The sequence below is a fragment of the Streptomyces sp. NPDC050988 genome (assembly GCF_044456225.1).
In the GTDB taxonomy this organism is placed as follows: domain Bacteria; phylum Actinomycetota; class Actinomycetes; order Streptomycetales; family Streptomycetaceae; genus Streptomyces.
On the sequence record NZ_JBITFQ010000005.1, the window covers coordinates 16148 to 32255 of the forward strand.

The 16108-nt window shown below is 68.7% G+C and carries 8 protein-coding genes; 6 read left to right on the plus strand and 2 right to left on the minus strand.

What is annotated here, in order from left to right; genetic code table 11:
• Positions 1 to 24: 24 nt before the first annotated feature.
• Entirely contained in the window at positions 25 to 603 is a 579-nt protein-coding gene (locus ACIBEI_RS13915) for a GNAT family N-acetyltransferase (protein ID WP_398888375.1), read from the minus strand.
• A gap of 245 nt (positions 604 to 848) precedes the next feature.
• Here ACIBEI_RS13915 and secA point away from each other — a divergent pair, with 245 nt between their 5' ends.
• Entirely contained in the window at positions 849 to 3659 is a 2811-nt protein-coding gene (secA, locus tag ACIBEI_RS13920; protein WP_398888377.1) for a preprotein translocase subunit SecA, read from the plus strand.
• Between the two features lie 254 nt (positions 3660 to 3913).
• Here the strand turns inward: secA and ACIBEI_RS13925 are convergent, their stop codons facing one another.
• Entirely contained in the window at positions 3914 to 4543 is a 630-nt protein-coding gene (locus ACIBEI_RS13925) for an Rv3235 family protein (protein ID WP_398888379.1), read from the minus strand.
• Positions 4544 to 4950: 407 nt separating this feature from the next.
• Between ACIBEI_RS13925 and ACIBEI_RS13930 the strand changes: the two genes are divergently transcribed.
• From ACIBEI_RS13930 to ACIBEI_RS13950, 5 genes are all read left to right on the plus strand, one after another.
• On the plus strand, positions 4951 to 5466 hold the full coding sequence (locus tag ACIBEI_RS13930) for a DUF6912 family protein (RefSeq protein WP_398888381.1): 516 nt from the start codon (positions 4951 to 4953) through the stop codon (positions 5464 to 5466).
• 86 nt (positions 5467 to 5552) lie between these two features.
• Positions 5553 to 6218, plus strand: a complete 666-nt coding sequence (locus ACIBEI_RS13935) for an HAD family hydrolase (RefSeq protein ID WP_398888383.1) — start codon at positions 5553 to 5555, stop codon at positions 6216 to 6218.
• A gap of 528 nt (positions 6219 to 6746) precedes the next feature.
• Complete coding sequence (locus ACIBEI_RS13940; RefSeq protein ID WP_398888385.1) at positions 6747 to 11684, plus strand: NAD-glutamate dehydrogenase; 4938 nt, start codon at positions 6747 to 6749, stop codon at positions 11682 to 11684.
• Between the two features lie 352 nt (positions 11685 to 12036).
• On the plus strand, positions 12037 to 14928 hold the full coding sequence (locus tag ACIBEI_RS13945; RefSeq protein ID WP_398888387.1) for a CDP-glycerol glycerophosphotransferase family protein: 2892 nt from the start codon (positions 12037 to 12039) through the stop codon (positions 14926 to 14928).
• On the plus strand, positions 14925 to 16034 hold the full coding sequence (locus ACIBEI_RS13950; protein WP_398888389.1) for a glycosyltransferase: 1110 nt from the start codon (positions 14925 to 14927) through the stop codon (positions 16032 to 16034). Before ACIBEI_RS13945 ends, ACIBEI_RS13950 begins: the two co-directional genes overlap by 4 nt.
• The last annotated feature ends 74 nt before the right edge of the window (positions 16035 to 16108 follow it).

Here is a 16108-nt window from a genome sequence, read left to right on the forward strand (position 1 = left end):
GGGGGACGGGCGGGTGCCGGGAGTTCAGCCCTCTCCTGGAGTGGGCAGGTAGGGCGCTGTCGACGGCAGGCCCAGGTCCGACGGGAGCAGGGATCCGATCCAGCAGTCGCGGCGTACGCCCTTGTTGTTGATGCCGGAACGAAGGGTGCCTTCGATGGTGAAGCCGGCGCGTTCGGCGACCGCGCGGGAGCCCGTGTTGCCGACCTCGGCCCGCCACTCGACGCGGTCGATCGCCAGCTGGGTGAACGCCCAGCGGGAGGCGGTGAGGGCGGCCTCGGTGATGTAGCCGTTGCCCCGGTGTTCCTTCGTCGCCCAGAAACCGATCTCGCCGACCCCCAGGGAGCGCATCGTGATGGCGAGCATGCCGGCGAGTTCACCGCCGACGGGCAGGAAGACACCGAAGGTGAACATCGAGCAGTCCACCCAGCCGTCGGGCACCATCTGCTCGGTGAAGGCCGTGGCGTGCTCGGGCAGATAGGGCGACGGGATCGTGGTCCAGCGCTGGATGTCGGGATCCTGGACGGCGTCGTACACGGCGTCGGTGTCGTGCGGTCCCACCGTGCGCAGCAGGAGCCGTTCGGAGGTCAGTGTGACGGGGTCCATCGGCCGATTCTGCTCGGGCTTCGGTGCGGAAGCCATCACTTTAGCCCTGTGTGAGGCGGCGGTTACCTTTCGTAGCGCTTGCGCGGCACCTTCCGCATCCTCCGCCCGTTGTCCTAGTGGCTGTCACATGCAGACCTCCCGGCGCGGTGGGGTCCTCGCTTACGATGGCCGTTGCTCAAGCTGTGATTTGAAACCGTCATTGAAGCCGACCGTCCCAGGCCCGACCGGCAAGGAGACAAACCCCCGTGTCCGTCCTCTCGAAGATCATGCGTGCAGGCGAAGGAAAGATCCTGCGCAAGCTGCACCGCATCGCGGACCAGGTCAACTCCATCGAAGAGGACTTCGTTGGCCTCTCCGACGCCGAGCTGCGAGCCCTGACCGATGAGTACAAGCAGCGGTACGCCGACGGCGAAAGCCTCGACGACCTGCTGCCCGAGGCGTTCGCGACCGTCCGCGAGGCCGCCAAGCGCGTCCTCGGCCAGCGTCACTACGACGTACAGATCATGGGCGGCGCCGCGCTCCACCTCGGCCATGTCGCCGAGATGAAGACCGGTGAGGGCAAGACCCTGGTCGGCACGCTGCCCACGTATCTGAACGCCCTCTCCGGAGACGGCGTTCACCTCATCACGGTCAACGACTACCTGGCCGAGCGCGACTCCGAGATGATGGGCCGTGTCCACAAGTTCCTGGGCCTGAGCGTCGGCTGCATCCTGGCCAACATGACGCCGGCCCAGCGCCGCGAGCAGTACGGGTGCGACATCACGTACGGCACGAACAACGAGTTCGGCTTCGACTACCTGCGCGACAACATGGCGTGGTCGCAGGACGAACTGGTGCAGCGCGGCCACAACTTCGCGGTGGTCGACGAGGTCGACTCGATCCTCGTCGACGAGGCCCGTACGCCGCTGATCATCTCCGGCCCGGCCGACCAGGCCACCAAGTGGTACGGCGACTTCGCGAAGCTCGTCACGCGCCTGAAGAAGGGCGAGGCGGGCAACACCCTCAAGGGCATCGAGGAAACCGGCGACTACGAGGTCGACGAGAAGAAGCGCACCGTCGCCATCCACGAGCCCGGCGTCGCCAAGGTCGAGGACTGGCTGGGCATCGACAACCTCTACGAGTCGGTGAACACGCCTCTGGTGGGCTACCTGAACAACGCCATCAAGGCCAAGGAGCTCTTCAAGAAGGACAAGGACTACGTCGTCATCGACGGCGAAGTCATGATCGTCGACGAGCACACCGGCCGTATCCTCGCCGGCCGCCGCTACAACGAGGGCATGCACCAGGCGATCGAGGCGAAGGAAGGGGTGGACATCAAGGACGAGAACCAGACGCTCGCCACGATCACCCTGCAGAACTTCTTCCGCCTCTACGACAAGCTCTCCGGCATGACCGGTACGGCGATGACCGAGGCGGCCGAGTTCCACCAGATCTACAAGCTCGGCGTCGTCCCGATCCCGACCAACCGGCCCATGGTCCGCAAGGACCAGTCGGACCTGATCTACCGCACCGAGGTCGCGAAGTTCGACGCGGTGGTCGACGACATCGCCGAGAAGCACGAGAAGGGCCAGCCGATCCTCGTCGGTACGACGTCGGTCGAGAAGTCCGAGTACCTCTCGCAGCAGCTCTCCAAGCGAGGTATCCAGCACGAGGTGCTGAACGCGAAGCAGCACGACCGCGAGGCCCCGATCATCGCCCAGGCCGGCCGCAAGGGCGCCGTCACCGTCGCCACGAACATGGCCGGCCGTGGTACGGACATCAAGCTCGGCGGCAACCCGGACGACCTCGCCGAGGCCGAGCTGCGCCAGCGCGGCCTCGACCCCGAGGAGCACATCGAGGAGTGGGCCGCCGCGCTGCCCGCCGCCCTGGAGCGGGCCGAGAAGGCCGTGCAGGCCGAGTTCGAAGAGGTCAAGGACCTCGGCGGGCTCTACGTCCTTGGCACCGAGCGGCACGAGTCCCGCCGCATCGACAACCAGCTGCGCGGCCGCTCCGGCCGTCAGGGCGACCCGGGTGAGTCCCGCTTCTACCTCTCGCTGGGCGACGACCTGATGCGCCTCTTCAAGGCCCAGATGGTCGAGCGCGTCATGTCGATGGCGAACGTCCCTGACGATGTGCCGATCGAGAACAAGATGGTCACCCGAGCCATCGCCTCCGCCCAGTCGCAGGTCGAGACGCAGAACTTCGAGACCCGCAAGAACGTCCTCAAGTACGACGAGGTCCTCAACCGGCAGCGCGAGGTCATCTACGGCGAGCGTCGTCGCGTCCTGGAGGGCGAGGATCTGCAGGAGCAGATCCAGCACTTCATGAACGACACGATCGACGCGTACATCGACGCGGAGACCGCCGAGGGCTTCGCCGAGGAGTGGGACGTCGACCGGCTGTGGGGCGCCTTCAAGCAGCTCTACCCGGTGAAGGTCACCGTCGAGGAGCTGGAGGAGGCGGCCGGCGACCGTGCCGGTCTGACCGCCGAGTTCATCTCCGAGTCCATCAAGGACGACATCTACGAGCAGTACTCGGCGCGTGAGGAGCAGCTCGGCTCCGAGATCATGCGTGAGCTGGAGCGCCGGGTCGTGCTGTCGGTCCTGGACCGCAAGTGGCGCGAGCACCTCTACGAGATGGACTACCTCCAGGAGGGCATCGGCCTGCGCGCGATGGCCCAGAAGGACCCGCTGGTCGAGTACCAGCGCGAGGGCTTCGACATGTTCACCGCCATGATGGACGGCATCAAGGAGGAGTCCGTCGGCTACCTGTTCAACCTGGAGGTCCAGGTCGAGCAGCAGGTCGAGGAGGTCCCGGTCGAGGACGCGAAGCCGTCGCTCGCCAAGGGGGACGCGGTTCCGGCCGGTTCCTCCCGTCCGGAGATCCGCGCCAAGGGGCTCGACACTCCGCAGCGTCCGGACCGGCTGCACTTCTCCGCGCCCACCGTGGACGGTGAGGGTGGCATCGTCGAGGGCGACTTCGCCAACGACGACGAGCCGGTGCGGTCGGAGTCGGACGGGCTTACGCGCGCGGAGCGGCGTAAGCAGCAGAAGGGTGGGCGTCGCCGCAAGAAGTGACGGTTCGCTCCGCGGGGCCGGCGGTTCGCTCTGCGGGGTGGGCAGTTGAAGGGCCGGGCACCTATGGGTGCCCGGCCCTTTGCGTTGGGTTGGCCTGCTGCCCGGGTGTTGTCGGCTGCGGGCCGGTGGGGCTTGTCGCGCAGTTCCTCGCGCCCCTGAGGTGGGTGGGCGTTGGGGTGCGTAGTGGGTGCGGCGTGGCTTGGGTTGCTCGCGCCGTTCCCCGCGCCCCTTACGGGGCGCTCAGGGGCTGTGGGTCAGTCCTCTGTTGGGCGTGGCATGCGGGCGCCGCCCAGTTCTACCGCCGTGCAGCGCCAGCGGAGGTCGGGGCCCTGTTCCAGGCGGAAGGCCATGGCGCGGAGCTGGTCGCCCGCTCCGATGCGGGCGAAGGCCTCGACGGCGCCCGGGCGGGGGACGTAGTAGCCGATGTCGCGGACGACGGGGCGGGTGCCGCGGGCGCGGAGGGGGCCGCGTTCGGCGAGCCAGGCCAGTTCGTCGTACGCGCGTCCCGCGGTGTGCCGGAGCATGCAGTGGACGGGGCGCTGACCACTCAGAACGGCCACCAGGCGGTCGGCGAACAGGTCGGTGGGGCGAGGCTGCCGGGGTGCACCCGGCAGGCTCTCAGCAGGGGCTGTGGGGGTCCTCCGGGGCGGGGCTCCGGACGGGACCGGCGAGGCGGTCGGGACGGTGCTCGGGACGATGGTCCTGACGGTGCTCGGGGTGGTGGCTGTGGTCAGGGTGGTGCCCGCCCGCCTCGTGCGCGGTGTGCCTCCGCCCGGTGTCGTACGCGGTGAGCCACCGCCCGGGCGGCGCGTGTCGTGGCGTACGGGCGGGCGGGTGCCCGGGGCGCCCGTGGTGCGCTTCGTCCTGGTCATCACCTTGTTCACGGCGGGATCCCCATTCCGTCGGACCGACTGGATACCGGTCGGTAACTTTCTGTTGGGGATCTTGTACGAGGCCGGAGCGGGCGGCCGCAAGGACGCTGGGCGCGCGTCGGGGGTGCCGGAATCTTCACCTATCAGGGTGACGGGGGAGGGCGGGAGGCTTGGCGGGGCTGGGGTGTACCGGGTGATGTGCGAGGCGGGTGGTGGACGCCGCCGGAGGGGCGGCCGGGACTCGAAAGGGGACGCCCGCACGTATCCTGAAGGCTCTCCGGGAGGCGCGAAGCCGCCCTCTTGGAGGCCTCCGACGGCGAGTCCCGACGGCGAGTCCAGGTGAATCTCGACGGTGAATCCCGACCGTGAATCCCGGCGGAGAGATCGACCACGCGATCCGACTACGAAAGCGGCCAGCCATGCGCGTCTACGTCCCCCTGACCCTCTCCGGTCTCGCCGAGGCGTACAAGACGGGTGAGCTGGGGTCGGGGCCCTTCGTCGCGTACGCCGTCACGCCCGCGCTGCGGGAGTGGTACCTGTCCGACGACATCGAGGAACTGGAGTACGCGGCGCTGAACCGGGCCGCGCTCGCCTCCCTCAGGCTTGTCGCGCTCGACCCCGGGGCCCCGCGACGGCGCGTCGTCGTCGCCGTGGACGTGCCGGACGGGGCCGCGGTCGCCGACCCCGACCGGGGGCTCGATTCCTCGGCGCTCGGTGAGGTGCGGGTCGGCGGAGCCGTGGCGCTGGCCAAGGCCGCGGCCGTGCACCTGGACTCGGACGAGGCCGAGGCGGACGTGACGGCGGCCGTGGACGTGCTGGGCGCGGCCGACCGGGGTGACGACGACGCGCAGTTCGTCGTGGACGGGGCCGAGGACCACGAGCTGCTGTGGTTCGCCACGCAGGAGATTCCGAACCTGGTGGGGCTGGGCGACTGACGGGCCGGCCGCCTCGTCGCGGCTCCTGGGGGCGCGCACGGAAGCACGCCGGATGTGTTGTCAGTGTGGCCGGGTATTTTTTTGGTATGGGGATGCACGGAGCGGCACACATTGTCTGGGACTGGAACGGAACCCTGTTCCACGACAACACGGCGATCATCGGCGCGACGAACGCGGCGTTCGCCGAGCTGGGCATGGAACCGATCACGCTGGAGAAGTACCGGGAGCTGTACTGCGTTCCGGTGCCGAAGTTCTACGAGCGGCTGATAGGGCGGCTGCCCACGGACGAGGAGTGGGAGGTCATGGACGCGACCTTCCACCGGTACTACACCGAGCACCGGGTGGGCTGCGGGCTCACCGACGGGGTGCCCGGGCTGCTCGCCGACTGGGCGTCGGCCGGTCGCAGTCAGTCGCTCCTGAGCATGTACGGGCACGACGAACTCGTCCCGTTGGTACGGGGGTTCGGGATCGAGCCCCATTTCATACGGGTGGACGGGCGCACCGGGCCGTCCGGGGGCAGCAAGGCCGAGCACATGGTCCGGCATGTGGGGGCGCTGGCGGGTGTGGAACCCGCTCGTACGGTGGTGATCGGGGACGCGGCGGACGACGCGGTCGCGGCGCTGCACGTGGGGGCGCGGGCCGTGCTCTACACCGGTGGGTCGCACAGCCGGGCCAGCCTTGAGGGGGTTGGGGTGCCGGTTGTCGACAGCCTGGAGGAGGCCGTCGCTGCGGCCGAGCGGTTGGCGGCCTGAGGGCCTGAGGTGGGTCCCCCTTGGCGGAACTGGGGGCTTCGCCCCCAGGCCCCCCTGGTGCGTTGTCGGCTGCGGGGCCGTCGTGGCTTGTCGCGCAGTTCCCCGCGCCCCTGACGGGGCGGGGGGAAACTGTGCAGAGTGTCAAAAAGGGGACCCCTCTTTTGTACACATACGGCTCATGACGGGGGGCCCGTGGAGAGCGATAGCCTTGTGCCGTGATCAGCGCGATACGTCGCGGGGGCCTTGTTGCCCCTGCCCTGCGCCCGGAACGCACGGACTACATCCGTGACCGGGCGGTCGCTGGTCTCCCCGGGTGGGGAAGCGCAGAAAACGCCGCATACGCGGCAGGCGCAGGTGCACCGAGAGCAGCGTCACAGCCTCCGGAGCGGCCGAGAATGGCCGATAACGCCCCGCTCATCTCTCATCGCGGCATAGCGTCGAACGAGACCGGACACCCCGCGTCGCGGCGCTACGTCACTTCACGTTCTACGACGTCACGCAACGGCGCGCGACAGGAGCCAGAGGACAATGCAGACCAAGCTGGACGAAGCCAAGGCCGAGCTGCTCGAACGGGCCGCCCGGGTAGCTGAGAACAGCCCTGTCGGGGGGAATCTTCACCTGCCGACCGGGAAGACGGGCGCGAGCGCTCCCGACCAGGACACCCTGCTCGCGTTCCTCCAGCGCTACTACCTGCACACCGCCCCCGAAGACCTCACCGACCGAGACCCGGACGACGTCTTCGGAGCCGCCTTCTCGCACTACCGGCTGGCCGAGAACCGACCTCAGGGCACGGCCAACGTGAGAGTCCACACCCCGACGGTCGAGGAGAACGGCTGGACCTGCAGCCACTCCGTCGTCGAGGTCGTCACGGACGACATGCCCTTCCTCGTCGACTCGGTGACCAACGAGCTGTCCCGGCAGGGGCGCGGGATCCATGTCGTCATCCACCCGCAGGTCATCGTGCGGCGCGATCTCACCGGCAAGCTCATCGAGGTCCTGAAGACCCGGCCCACCGGCGAGCTGCCCCACGACGCCTTCGTCGAGTCCTGGATCCACGTTGAGATCGACCGCGAGACCGACCGCGCCGATCTCAAGCAGATCACCGCCGACCTGGTGCGCGTCCTGTCCGACGCCCGTGAGGCCGTCGAGGACTGGGAGAAGATGCGCGACTCCGCGCTGCGCATCGCCGACGAGCTGCCCACCGAGCCGACCGCCGACGACCTGCGCGACCAGGAGGTGGAGGAGGCCCGCGAGCTGCTGCGCTGGCTCGCGGACGACCACTTCACCTTCCTCGGGTACCGGGAGTACGAGCTGCGCGAGGACGACTCGCTCGCCGCCGTTCCCGGCACCGGACTGGGCATCCTGCGCTCCGATCCGCACCACGCGACCGACGAGAGCCACCCGGTCAGCCCGTCCTTCGAGCGGCTGCCCGCCGACGCCCGCGCCAAGGCCCGCGAGCACAAGCTCCTGGTCCTCACCAAGGCCAACAGCCGTGCCACCGTGCACCGGCCCTCCTACCTCGACTACGTCGGCGTGAAGAAGTTCGACGGGGACGGCAACGTCGTCGGCGAGCGCCGTTTTCTGGGCCTCTTCTCCTCCGCCGCGTACACCGAGTCCGTCCGTCGCGTCCCCGTCGTCCGGCGCAAGGTCGAGGAAGTCCTCAAGGGCGCGGGATTCCTGCCCAACAGCCACGACGGGCGCGACCTCCTCCAGATCCTGGAGACGTACCCGCGCGACGAGCTCTTCCAGACCCCGCCCGACGAGCTGCGGGCGATCGTCACCTCCGTCCTGTACCTCCAGGAGCGGCGGCGCCTGCGGCTCTACCTGCGGCAGGACGAGTACGGGCGCTACTACTCGGCGCTCGTCTACCTCCCGCGCGACCGCTACACCACCGGCGTGCGCCTGCGGATCATCGACATCCTGAAGGAGGAGCTCGGCGGCATCAGCGTCGACTTCACCGCCTGGAACACCGAGTCGATCCTCTCCCGGCTGCACTTCGTGGTCCGGGTCCCGCAGGGCACCGAGCTGCCGCAGCTCAGCGACGCCGACAAGGACCGTATCGAGGCGCGGCTCGTCGAGGCCGCCCGCTCCTGGGCCGACGGCTTCGCCGAGGCACTGAACGCGGAGTGCGGCGAGGAGCGCGCCGCCGAACTGCTGCGCCGGTACGGCAACGCCATCCCCGAGGGCTACAAGGCCGACCACAACCCGCGCACCGCGGTCGCCGACCTGGTCCATCTGGAGAAGCTCGGCAACGGCAAGAACTTCGCGCTCAGCCTGTACGAGCCGGTGGGGGCCGCCCCCGGCGAGCGACGTTTCAAGATCTACCGCACCGGGGAGTCGGTCTCCCTCTCCGCCGTCCTGCCGGTCCTCACCCGGCTCGGCGTCGAGGTCACCGACGAGCGTCCGTACGAGCTGCGCTGCTCGGACCGCGCGTCCGCGTGGATCTACGACTTCGGCCTGCGCCTGCCCAAGTCGGGCAGCGGCAACGGCGATCACCTCGGTGACGACGGCCGCGAGCGGTTCCAGGAGGCCTTCTCGGCGACCTGGACCGGGCAGGCCGAGAACGACGGCTTCAACTCCCTCGTCCTGAGCGCCGGGCTGAACTGGCGGCAGGCGATGGTGCTGCGCGCGTACGCCAAGTACCTGCGGCAGGCCGGTTCGACGTTCAGCCAGGACTACATGGAGGACACCCTCCGCAACAACGTCCACACCACCCGGCTGCTCGTCTCGCTCTTCGAGGCACGGATGTCGCCGGACCGCCAGCGCGCCGGCCTCGAACTGACCGACGCCCTGCTGGAGGAGCTGGACGCCGCCCTCGACCAGGTCGCGAGCCTGGACGAGGACCGGATCCTCCGCTCGTTCCTCACCGTCATCAAGGCGACCCTGCGCACGAACTTCTTCCAGGAGGCGGGTGGCGGCGAGCCGCACACCTACGTCTCCATGAAGTTCGACCCGCAGGCCATCCCGGACCTGCCGGCGCCGCGTCCGGCGTACGAGATCTGGGTGTACTCGCCGCGCGTGGAGGGCGTCCACCTCAGGTTCGGCAAGGTCGCGCGAGGCGGGCTGCGCTGGTCCGACCGGCGTGAGGACTTCCGGACCGAGATCCTCGGCCTGGTCAAGGCGCAGATGGTCAAGAACACCGTCATCGTGCCCGTCGGCGCCAAGGGCGGCTTCGTCGCCAAGCAACTGCCCGACCCGGCCGTGGACCGCGACGCCTGGCTGGCCGAGGGCATCCGCAGCTACAAGACCTTCATCTCGGCGCTGCTCGACATCACCGACAACATGGTGGCCGGCGAGGTCGTACCGCCCGCCGACGTCGTCCGGCACGACGAGGACGACACGTACCTCGTCGTCGCCGCGGACAAGGGCACGGCGACGTTCTCCGACATCGCCAACGGCGTCGCGGAGAGCTACAACTTCTGGCTCGGGGACGCCTTCGCCTCCGGCGGCTCGGCCGGCTACGACCACAAGAAGATGGGCATCACCGCCCGCGGCGCCTGGGAGTCCGTCAAGCGGCACTTCCGGGAGCTGGCCGTCAACACACAGACCGAGGACTTCACGGTCGTCGGCGTGGGTGACATGTCCGGTGACGTGTTCGGCAACGGCATGCTGCTCAGCGAGCACATCCGGGTGGTCGCCGCCTTCGACCACCGGCACATCTTCATCGACCCGAACCCGGACGCGGCCACCTCGTACGCCGAGCGCCGTCGCCTCTTCGAGCTGCCACGCTCCTCCTGGGAGGAGTACGACAAGACACTGCTGTCGCAGGGCGGCGGCATCTTCCCCCGTACGGCCAAGGCCATCCAGCTCAACAGCCACATCCGCGAGGCCCTCGGCATCGAGGGCAACGTCGCCAAGATGACCCCCGCCGACCTGATGCGGGCGATCCTCAAGGCGCCGGTGGACCTGCTGTGGAACGGCGGCATCGGTACGTACGTGAAGGCGTCGACCGAGTCGCACGCGGACGTCGGCGACAAGGCCAACGACGCGATCCGCGTGGACGGCGCCGACCTGAGGGTCAAGGTCGTCGGCGAGGGCGGCAACCTCGGCCTCACGCAGCTCGGCCGCATCGAGTTCGCGCAGGCCGGCGGCAAGGTCAACACCGACGCCATCGACAACAGCGCGGGCGTGGACACCTCCGACCACGAGGTGAACATCAAGATCCTGCTCAACGCGGTGGTCGCGGACGGCGACATGACCGTCAAGCAGCGCAACAAGCTGCTCGCCGAGATGACCGACGAGGTCGGCGCGCTCGTCCTGCGCAACAACTACGCGCAGAACACGGCCCTGGCCAACGCGCTCGCCCAGTCCAAGGACATGCTCCACGCCCAGCAGCGCTTCATGCGCCACCTGGTCCGCGAGGGCCATCTGGACCGGGCGCTGGAGTTCCTGCCGACCGACCGGCAGATCCGGGAGCGGCTCGGCACCGGGCAGGGTCTGACCTCGCCGGAGACGGCCGTGCTCCTCGCATACACGAAGATCACGGTCTCCGACGAGCTGCTGCACACGTCGCTGCCCGACGACGTGTATCTGCGGAGCCTGCTGCACGCGTACTTCCCGACCGCGCTGCGCGAGCAGTTCATCGAGCAGATCGACAACCATCCGCTGTCGCGCGAGATCGTCACGACCGTGCTGGTCAACGACACCGTCAACACCGGCGGTACGAGCTTCCTGCACCGGCTCCGCGAGGAGACCGGAGCCTCCCTGGAGGAGATCGTCCGGGCGCAGACCGCGGCCCGCGCGATCTTCAACTCCAGCGAGGTGTGGGACGCCGTCGAGGCGCTCGACAACACGGTCGACGCGGGTGTCCAGACCCGGATCCGGCTGCACTCACGGCGGCTCGTCGAGCGGGGCACGCGGTGGTTGCTCAACAACCGGCCGCAGCCGTTGCAGCTCGCCGAGACGATCGACTTCTTCCGGGAAGGGGTCACGCGGGTCTGGGCCGAGCTGCCCAAGCTGCTGCGGGGCGCGGATCTGGAGTGGTACCAGCAGATCTACGACGAGCTGTCCGGGGCCGGGGTGCCCGACGAGCTCGCCCAGCGGGTGGCCGGGTTCTCGTCCGCCTTCCCGTCGCTCGACATCGTGGCGGTGGGGGACCGGGTCGGCAAGGACCCGATGGACGTCGCCGAGGTCTACTACGACCTCGCCGACCGGCTGCGGGTCACCCAGCTCATGGACCGCATCATCGAGCTGCCCCGTGCGGACCGGTGGCAGTCCATGGCCCGGGCGTCCATCCGTGAGGACCTGTACGCGGCGCATGCCGCGCTGACCGCGGATGTGCTCGCCGTCGGGAACGGGGAGTCCACGCCTGAGCAGCGGTTCAAGGCGTGGGAGGAGAAGAACGCGGCGATTCTTTCTCGGGCGCGGACGACTCTGGAGGAGATCCAGGGGTCCGAGGCGTTCGATCTCGCGAATCTGTCGGTCGCGATGAGGACGATGCGGACGATGCTGCGTACGCGGTCGTAGTCCGCGGGACCGGAGGAGGGGCGCCCTGCGGGTTGGGGGCGCCCCTTCTTTTTTCGCCCCCGCCGCCCCTACCCATTCCCGTCCCTTCTGGGGGCTGCGCCCCCAGGCCCCCGCTTATCGGCCTGAACGGCCTCGTCCTCAAACGCCGGACGGGCTAACAACCAGCCCCTCCGGCGTTTGAGGAGCGGGGGTTCGGGGGCTGGCCCCCGAGTAGTGACGGGAATGGGTAGGGGCGGCGGGGGCGAAATCCCCCCGGAGCAACCCGGGCCCCTCGATCAACATCTACCTAAGTGGCCCCCAAGCGGCCTACACCCCGTACAGGGTCCAGCGAGGGACACTTAGGATAAATAGGATGAACGAGGAATCGCTTCCCGCGCCGGGTGCACCGGACGTATCCGTCGTCGTGATCGTCTACAACGACGAGACACGGCTACCCACAGCCGTGCAGTCCGTGCTGGAGCAGACCTTGCGGAACGTCGAGGTCGTAATCGTGGACGACCGGAGCACGGACGGGTCGTACGAGGTGGCGAAGGAGCTGGCCGCCGCGCACCCCGGCAGGGTCCGTGCCTTCCAGCTGGAGCGGAACAGCGGAGGGTGCGGGGCTCCCCGCAACCACGGCATCGCCCAGGCACGCGGCACGTACGTCCTCTTCCTCGACAGCGACGACGTACTGGAGCGCAACGCCTGCCGGAACATGCTGGAGGCGGCCGAGACGACCGGCGCGGACCTGGTGTCCGGGATGTGCGTGCGGGTGCACGTGGACTCGCGGAACGGCAAGGAGGTCAAGTGGTACCCCTGGCTGTACGCCCGCACCCGCACCCTGGAGTCGATCTCCGAGCTGCCCGACCTGCTGGTCTTCGACACCCTCTCGACGAACAAGTGCTATCGGCGGGAGTTTCTGGTCGAGCAGGGGCTCGCCTTCCCTGTCGGGATTCACTACGAAGATCTGCTCTTCTCCGCTCAGGCCTACGCCGCCGCCCGCCGGATCACCCTCATCCCGAACCGCGTCTACGACTGGAACGTCGTCGACAAGGCCGCGACCAAGTCGATCAGCAACCGGCGCGCCGAGATCGCCAACTTCACGCACCGGATGGAGATCCATCGGCGGGTCGATCAACTCCTCGCCGACAAGGGTCTGTTGGAGCTGAAGTTCCACAAGGACGTCAAGTTCCTCAAGCACGACCTGGTGCTGCACCTGCGTGACCTGCCGTTCCGGGACGCCTCCTACCGGGAGGAGTTCGCCGCGATCGCCCGCGACTACCTGGAGTCCATCGACCGCGCCGCCTTCGACGAGGTGGAGCCCATCCACGCCATCTGCGCCTATCTGCTGCAGAAGAGCGACTGGGACAACCTCCTGCCGGCCGTGGACACGCTCACCAACCGCGACAAGATCTCCGCGCCGATGGTGGAGCGCGACGGCCGGATCTACTGGTGTGCCGAACACCTCGACGATCACCTCGACGGCGACTTCGCCCGGCACGTCCTCGACGTCACCGAACTCGGCTACCACGCCAAGCCCGTCGAGAAGATGTTCCTGCGCAATGTGCTGACCACGTATGAGGAGGACGCCGGTACCGTTCGGCTAGCCGGGCGCGTTACCAATCCCCTTGGCGTCGTTCCGCCCGGTGCCCGGCTCACCGGCGAGCTGGAGTTCGCCGCCCGTCGCAAAGGCGTGCGCTTTCAGGTCTTCCGCTTCCCCGTCGCCACCCTGCGGCACGAGGGCGAGGCAATCGCCTGGGAGACGTCGGCCGACCTCGCGCGCGGGCTGCGGCCGCTGGGCATCGTGGACGCGGTGTGGGACGTACGGCTGCACCTCGACGTCGACGGCGTACGCACCACCACGCGCCTCACCGCCTCCGAACCCGGGCTGGCCGACGGGCAGTTGCCCGTGCGGCCCCGGCTCACGCGGCTGGTCGCCGACCACGTCACGCCCGAGATCTCCTCGCGCGGGCATCTCTCCTTCCGGATCGTGACCCGCGAGAAGGTGGACGCGCTCGTCGAGAAGGGCGTGCGGGGCGCGCCAGGCCGGTTCGCCAAGTCCGGGTACCGGAAGGCGAAGCAGGTGCGCAGGAAACTCACCTCCGGCGACACCAAGATCCGCCTCTACCACGAGGTGTTCAGCCGGCTGCCCGTGAAGAAGGGGCTCGTCGTCTTCGAGAGCCACCTGGGCCGGCAGTACAGCGACAGCCCGAAGGCGATCTACGAGGAGATGCGGCGCCAGGGGCTCGACTTCGAGGCCGTGTGGTCGTACACGGGCAGCGGTCCTTCCGGGTTTCCGGCCGACGCCACTCTCGTACGCCGCTGGTCACTGCCCTATCTGAAGGCGCTGGCGCAGGCCGAGTTCTGGGTCGACAACCAGAGCTATCCGCTGAAGCTCACCAAGCGGCCGGAGACGACCTACCTCCAGACCTGGCACGGCTCGGCGCTCAAGCGGATGGGTTTCGACGAGCCCGAGTGGAAGCTCAGGTCCCGGCCCGAGCAGGCCGAACAACAGCGCACCCTCGACCGCTTCGACCGGTTCCTGATCCGCTCCGAGCACGATGTACGCACCCTCGCCCGGGCGTTCCGCCTGAAGGAGAAGACGCTGTTGCGGGTGGGCTATCCCCGCAACGACGCCCTCGTGCATGCCAGGAGGAGGGAAGAGGAAGTCGGCCTCCGCGAACGCGGTGCCCTCGCCGCCGAGTTGGGGATTCCCGGTGACAAGGCCCTACTGCTCTACGCTCCCACCTTCCGTCAACACGGCGGCAGGCAGCGGCGGTTCGAGCTGCCCTTCGACGTGGAGCGGTTCGCCGACACGTTCGGGGACCGGTACGTCCTGCTCGTGCGCTCGCACTACCTCAACCACGTCGTGCTCCCGCCGTCCGTGCGCGGGCGCGTCATCGACGTATCCGCACACCACGACGTGACCCCGCTGCTCGCGCTCGCCGACGGGCTGATCACCGACTACTCGTCCGTGATGTTCGACTACGCGCTCCTCGGCCGGCCGATGTTCTTCTTCGCCTACGACTACGAGGAGTACGTGCACGAGGGCCGCGGCACCTACTTCGACCTGCTGGAGCGGGCGCCGGGCCCGGTCGTGCGCACCGAGGAGGAGCTGCACACCGCCCTCGCCTCCCTGGACGAGCAGTCCGTGAAGTACGCGGAGGCACGGGAGGGGTTCGTGGCGGAATTCGGCGAGTACGACAAGGGGAACGCCGCCCAGAGCATCGTCGACCAGTTCTTCGCGCAGTGGAGGCGTGGATGACCCTCGTGAGCACCGATCCGCAGCGGGACGTCTTCTTCGTCTCCAACAGTGTCAATGAGCTGGGCGGAGTGACCAGTTGGTCCCACCAGATGGCCCGGCTCCTCACCGAGCGCGGGCATCGCGTCCATGTCGTCGGCATTACTCCGCCCGGTGTCGTGCAGGAACTCGGCGAAGTGCCCTACCCGATGACGACGTTGTACGCCGGACAGCCGCCGCGGCCCGGCCGGGCGCGTGAGGCGAGCATGCGCGAGCAGGCCGTCAAGCTCACCGCGCTGTTTGGGGCGGCGCGGCCTGGCGCGGTTGTCATCGTCACACAGGTGTGGGCCATGGAGTGGGTCGCGCAGGCCGACACCCACGGGCTGACCGTGATCGGCATGAGCCACGAGTCGTTCGACTACTCGAAGGCGTCCTCGCGTTTCCAGCGGGTGCGGAAGTACTACCAGGACGTCGACCGCATGCTGGCGCTGACCCGCGAGGACGCCGACCTGTGGATCGGACAGGGCCTCAACAACGCCTCGTACATGCCGAATCCGCTGCCCTTCATGCCCGAGGTGCCCTCGCCGCGCACCGAGAAGGCGGTCATCAGCATCGGGCGGCTGCACGACCAGAAGGGCATCGACATGCTCCTCGACACCTGGGCGGAGGTCGCGCCGCGCCATCCCGACTGGCGGCTGCGCATCTACGGCTCGGGCGAGGACGAGGAGATCCTCAAGAAGCAGTGCACGGCTCTCGGACTCGACAACTCCGTGGACTGGATGGGGCGTACGAGCGATGTGCCGGGTGCCCTGCGCGGCGGTTCCGTTTTCGTCCAGTCCTCCCGCGGCGAGGGTTTCCCGCTCGCCCTCATGGAGGCCATGGCGACCGCCGTACCCTGTGCCGCCTTCGACTGCGCCCCCGGCGTCCACGAGATCGTCCACGACGGCGAGGACGGTCTGCTCGCCACCCTGGGCAACACCGGTGAACTGGCCCGCCGCCTCGACACGTTGATGTCCGACAAGGAGCTGCGGGACCGTATGGGGGAGCGGGCCCGCATCAACATCCAGCGTTACACGACGACCGAGATCGTCAACAGGTGGGAGGACCTGTTCGGCTTCCTCGAACGCTGATCCCCGGCGGATCTCCGGCGAATCCCCGGCGGGTCCCGGTTGTTCGTCGGCTGCGGGCGCGCTGTGGTTGCTCG

Excerpts from the sequence above, each read along its gene's own strand:
- ACIBEI_RS13950 (WP_398888389.1), top strand. The coding sequence starts at position 14,925 with ATGACCCTCGTGAGCACCGATCCGCAGCGGGACGTCTTCTTCGTCTCC.
- ACIBEI_RS13930 (WP_398888381.1), top strand. The coding sequence starts at position 4,951 with ATGCGCGTCTACGTCCCCCTGACCCTCTCCGGTCTCGCCGAGGCGTAC.
- ACIBEI_RS13915 (WP_398888375.1), bottom strand. The coding sequence starts at position 603 with ATGGACCCCGTCACACTGACCTCCGAACGGCTCCTGCTGCGCACGGTG.
- ACIBEI_RS13945 (WP_398888387.1), top strand. The coding sequence starts at position 12,037 with ATGAACGAGGAATCGCTTCCCGCGCCGGGTGCACCGGACGTATCCGTC.
- ACIBEI_RS13940 (WP_398888385.1), top strand. The coding sequence starts at position 6,747 with ATGCAGACCAAGCTGGACGAAGCCAAGGCCGAGCTGCTCGAACGGGCC.
- ACIBEI_RS13935 (WP_398888383.1), top strand. The coding sequence starts at position 5,553 with ATGGGGATGCACGGAGCGGCACACATTGTCTGGGACTGGAACGGAACC.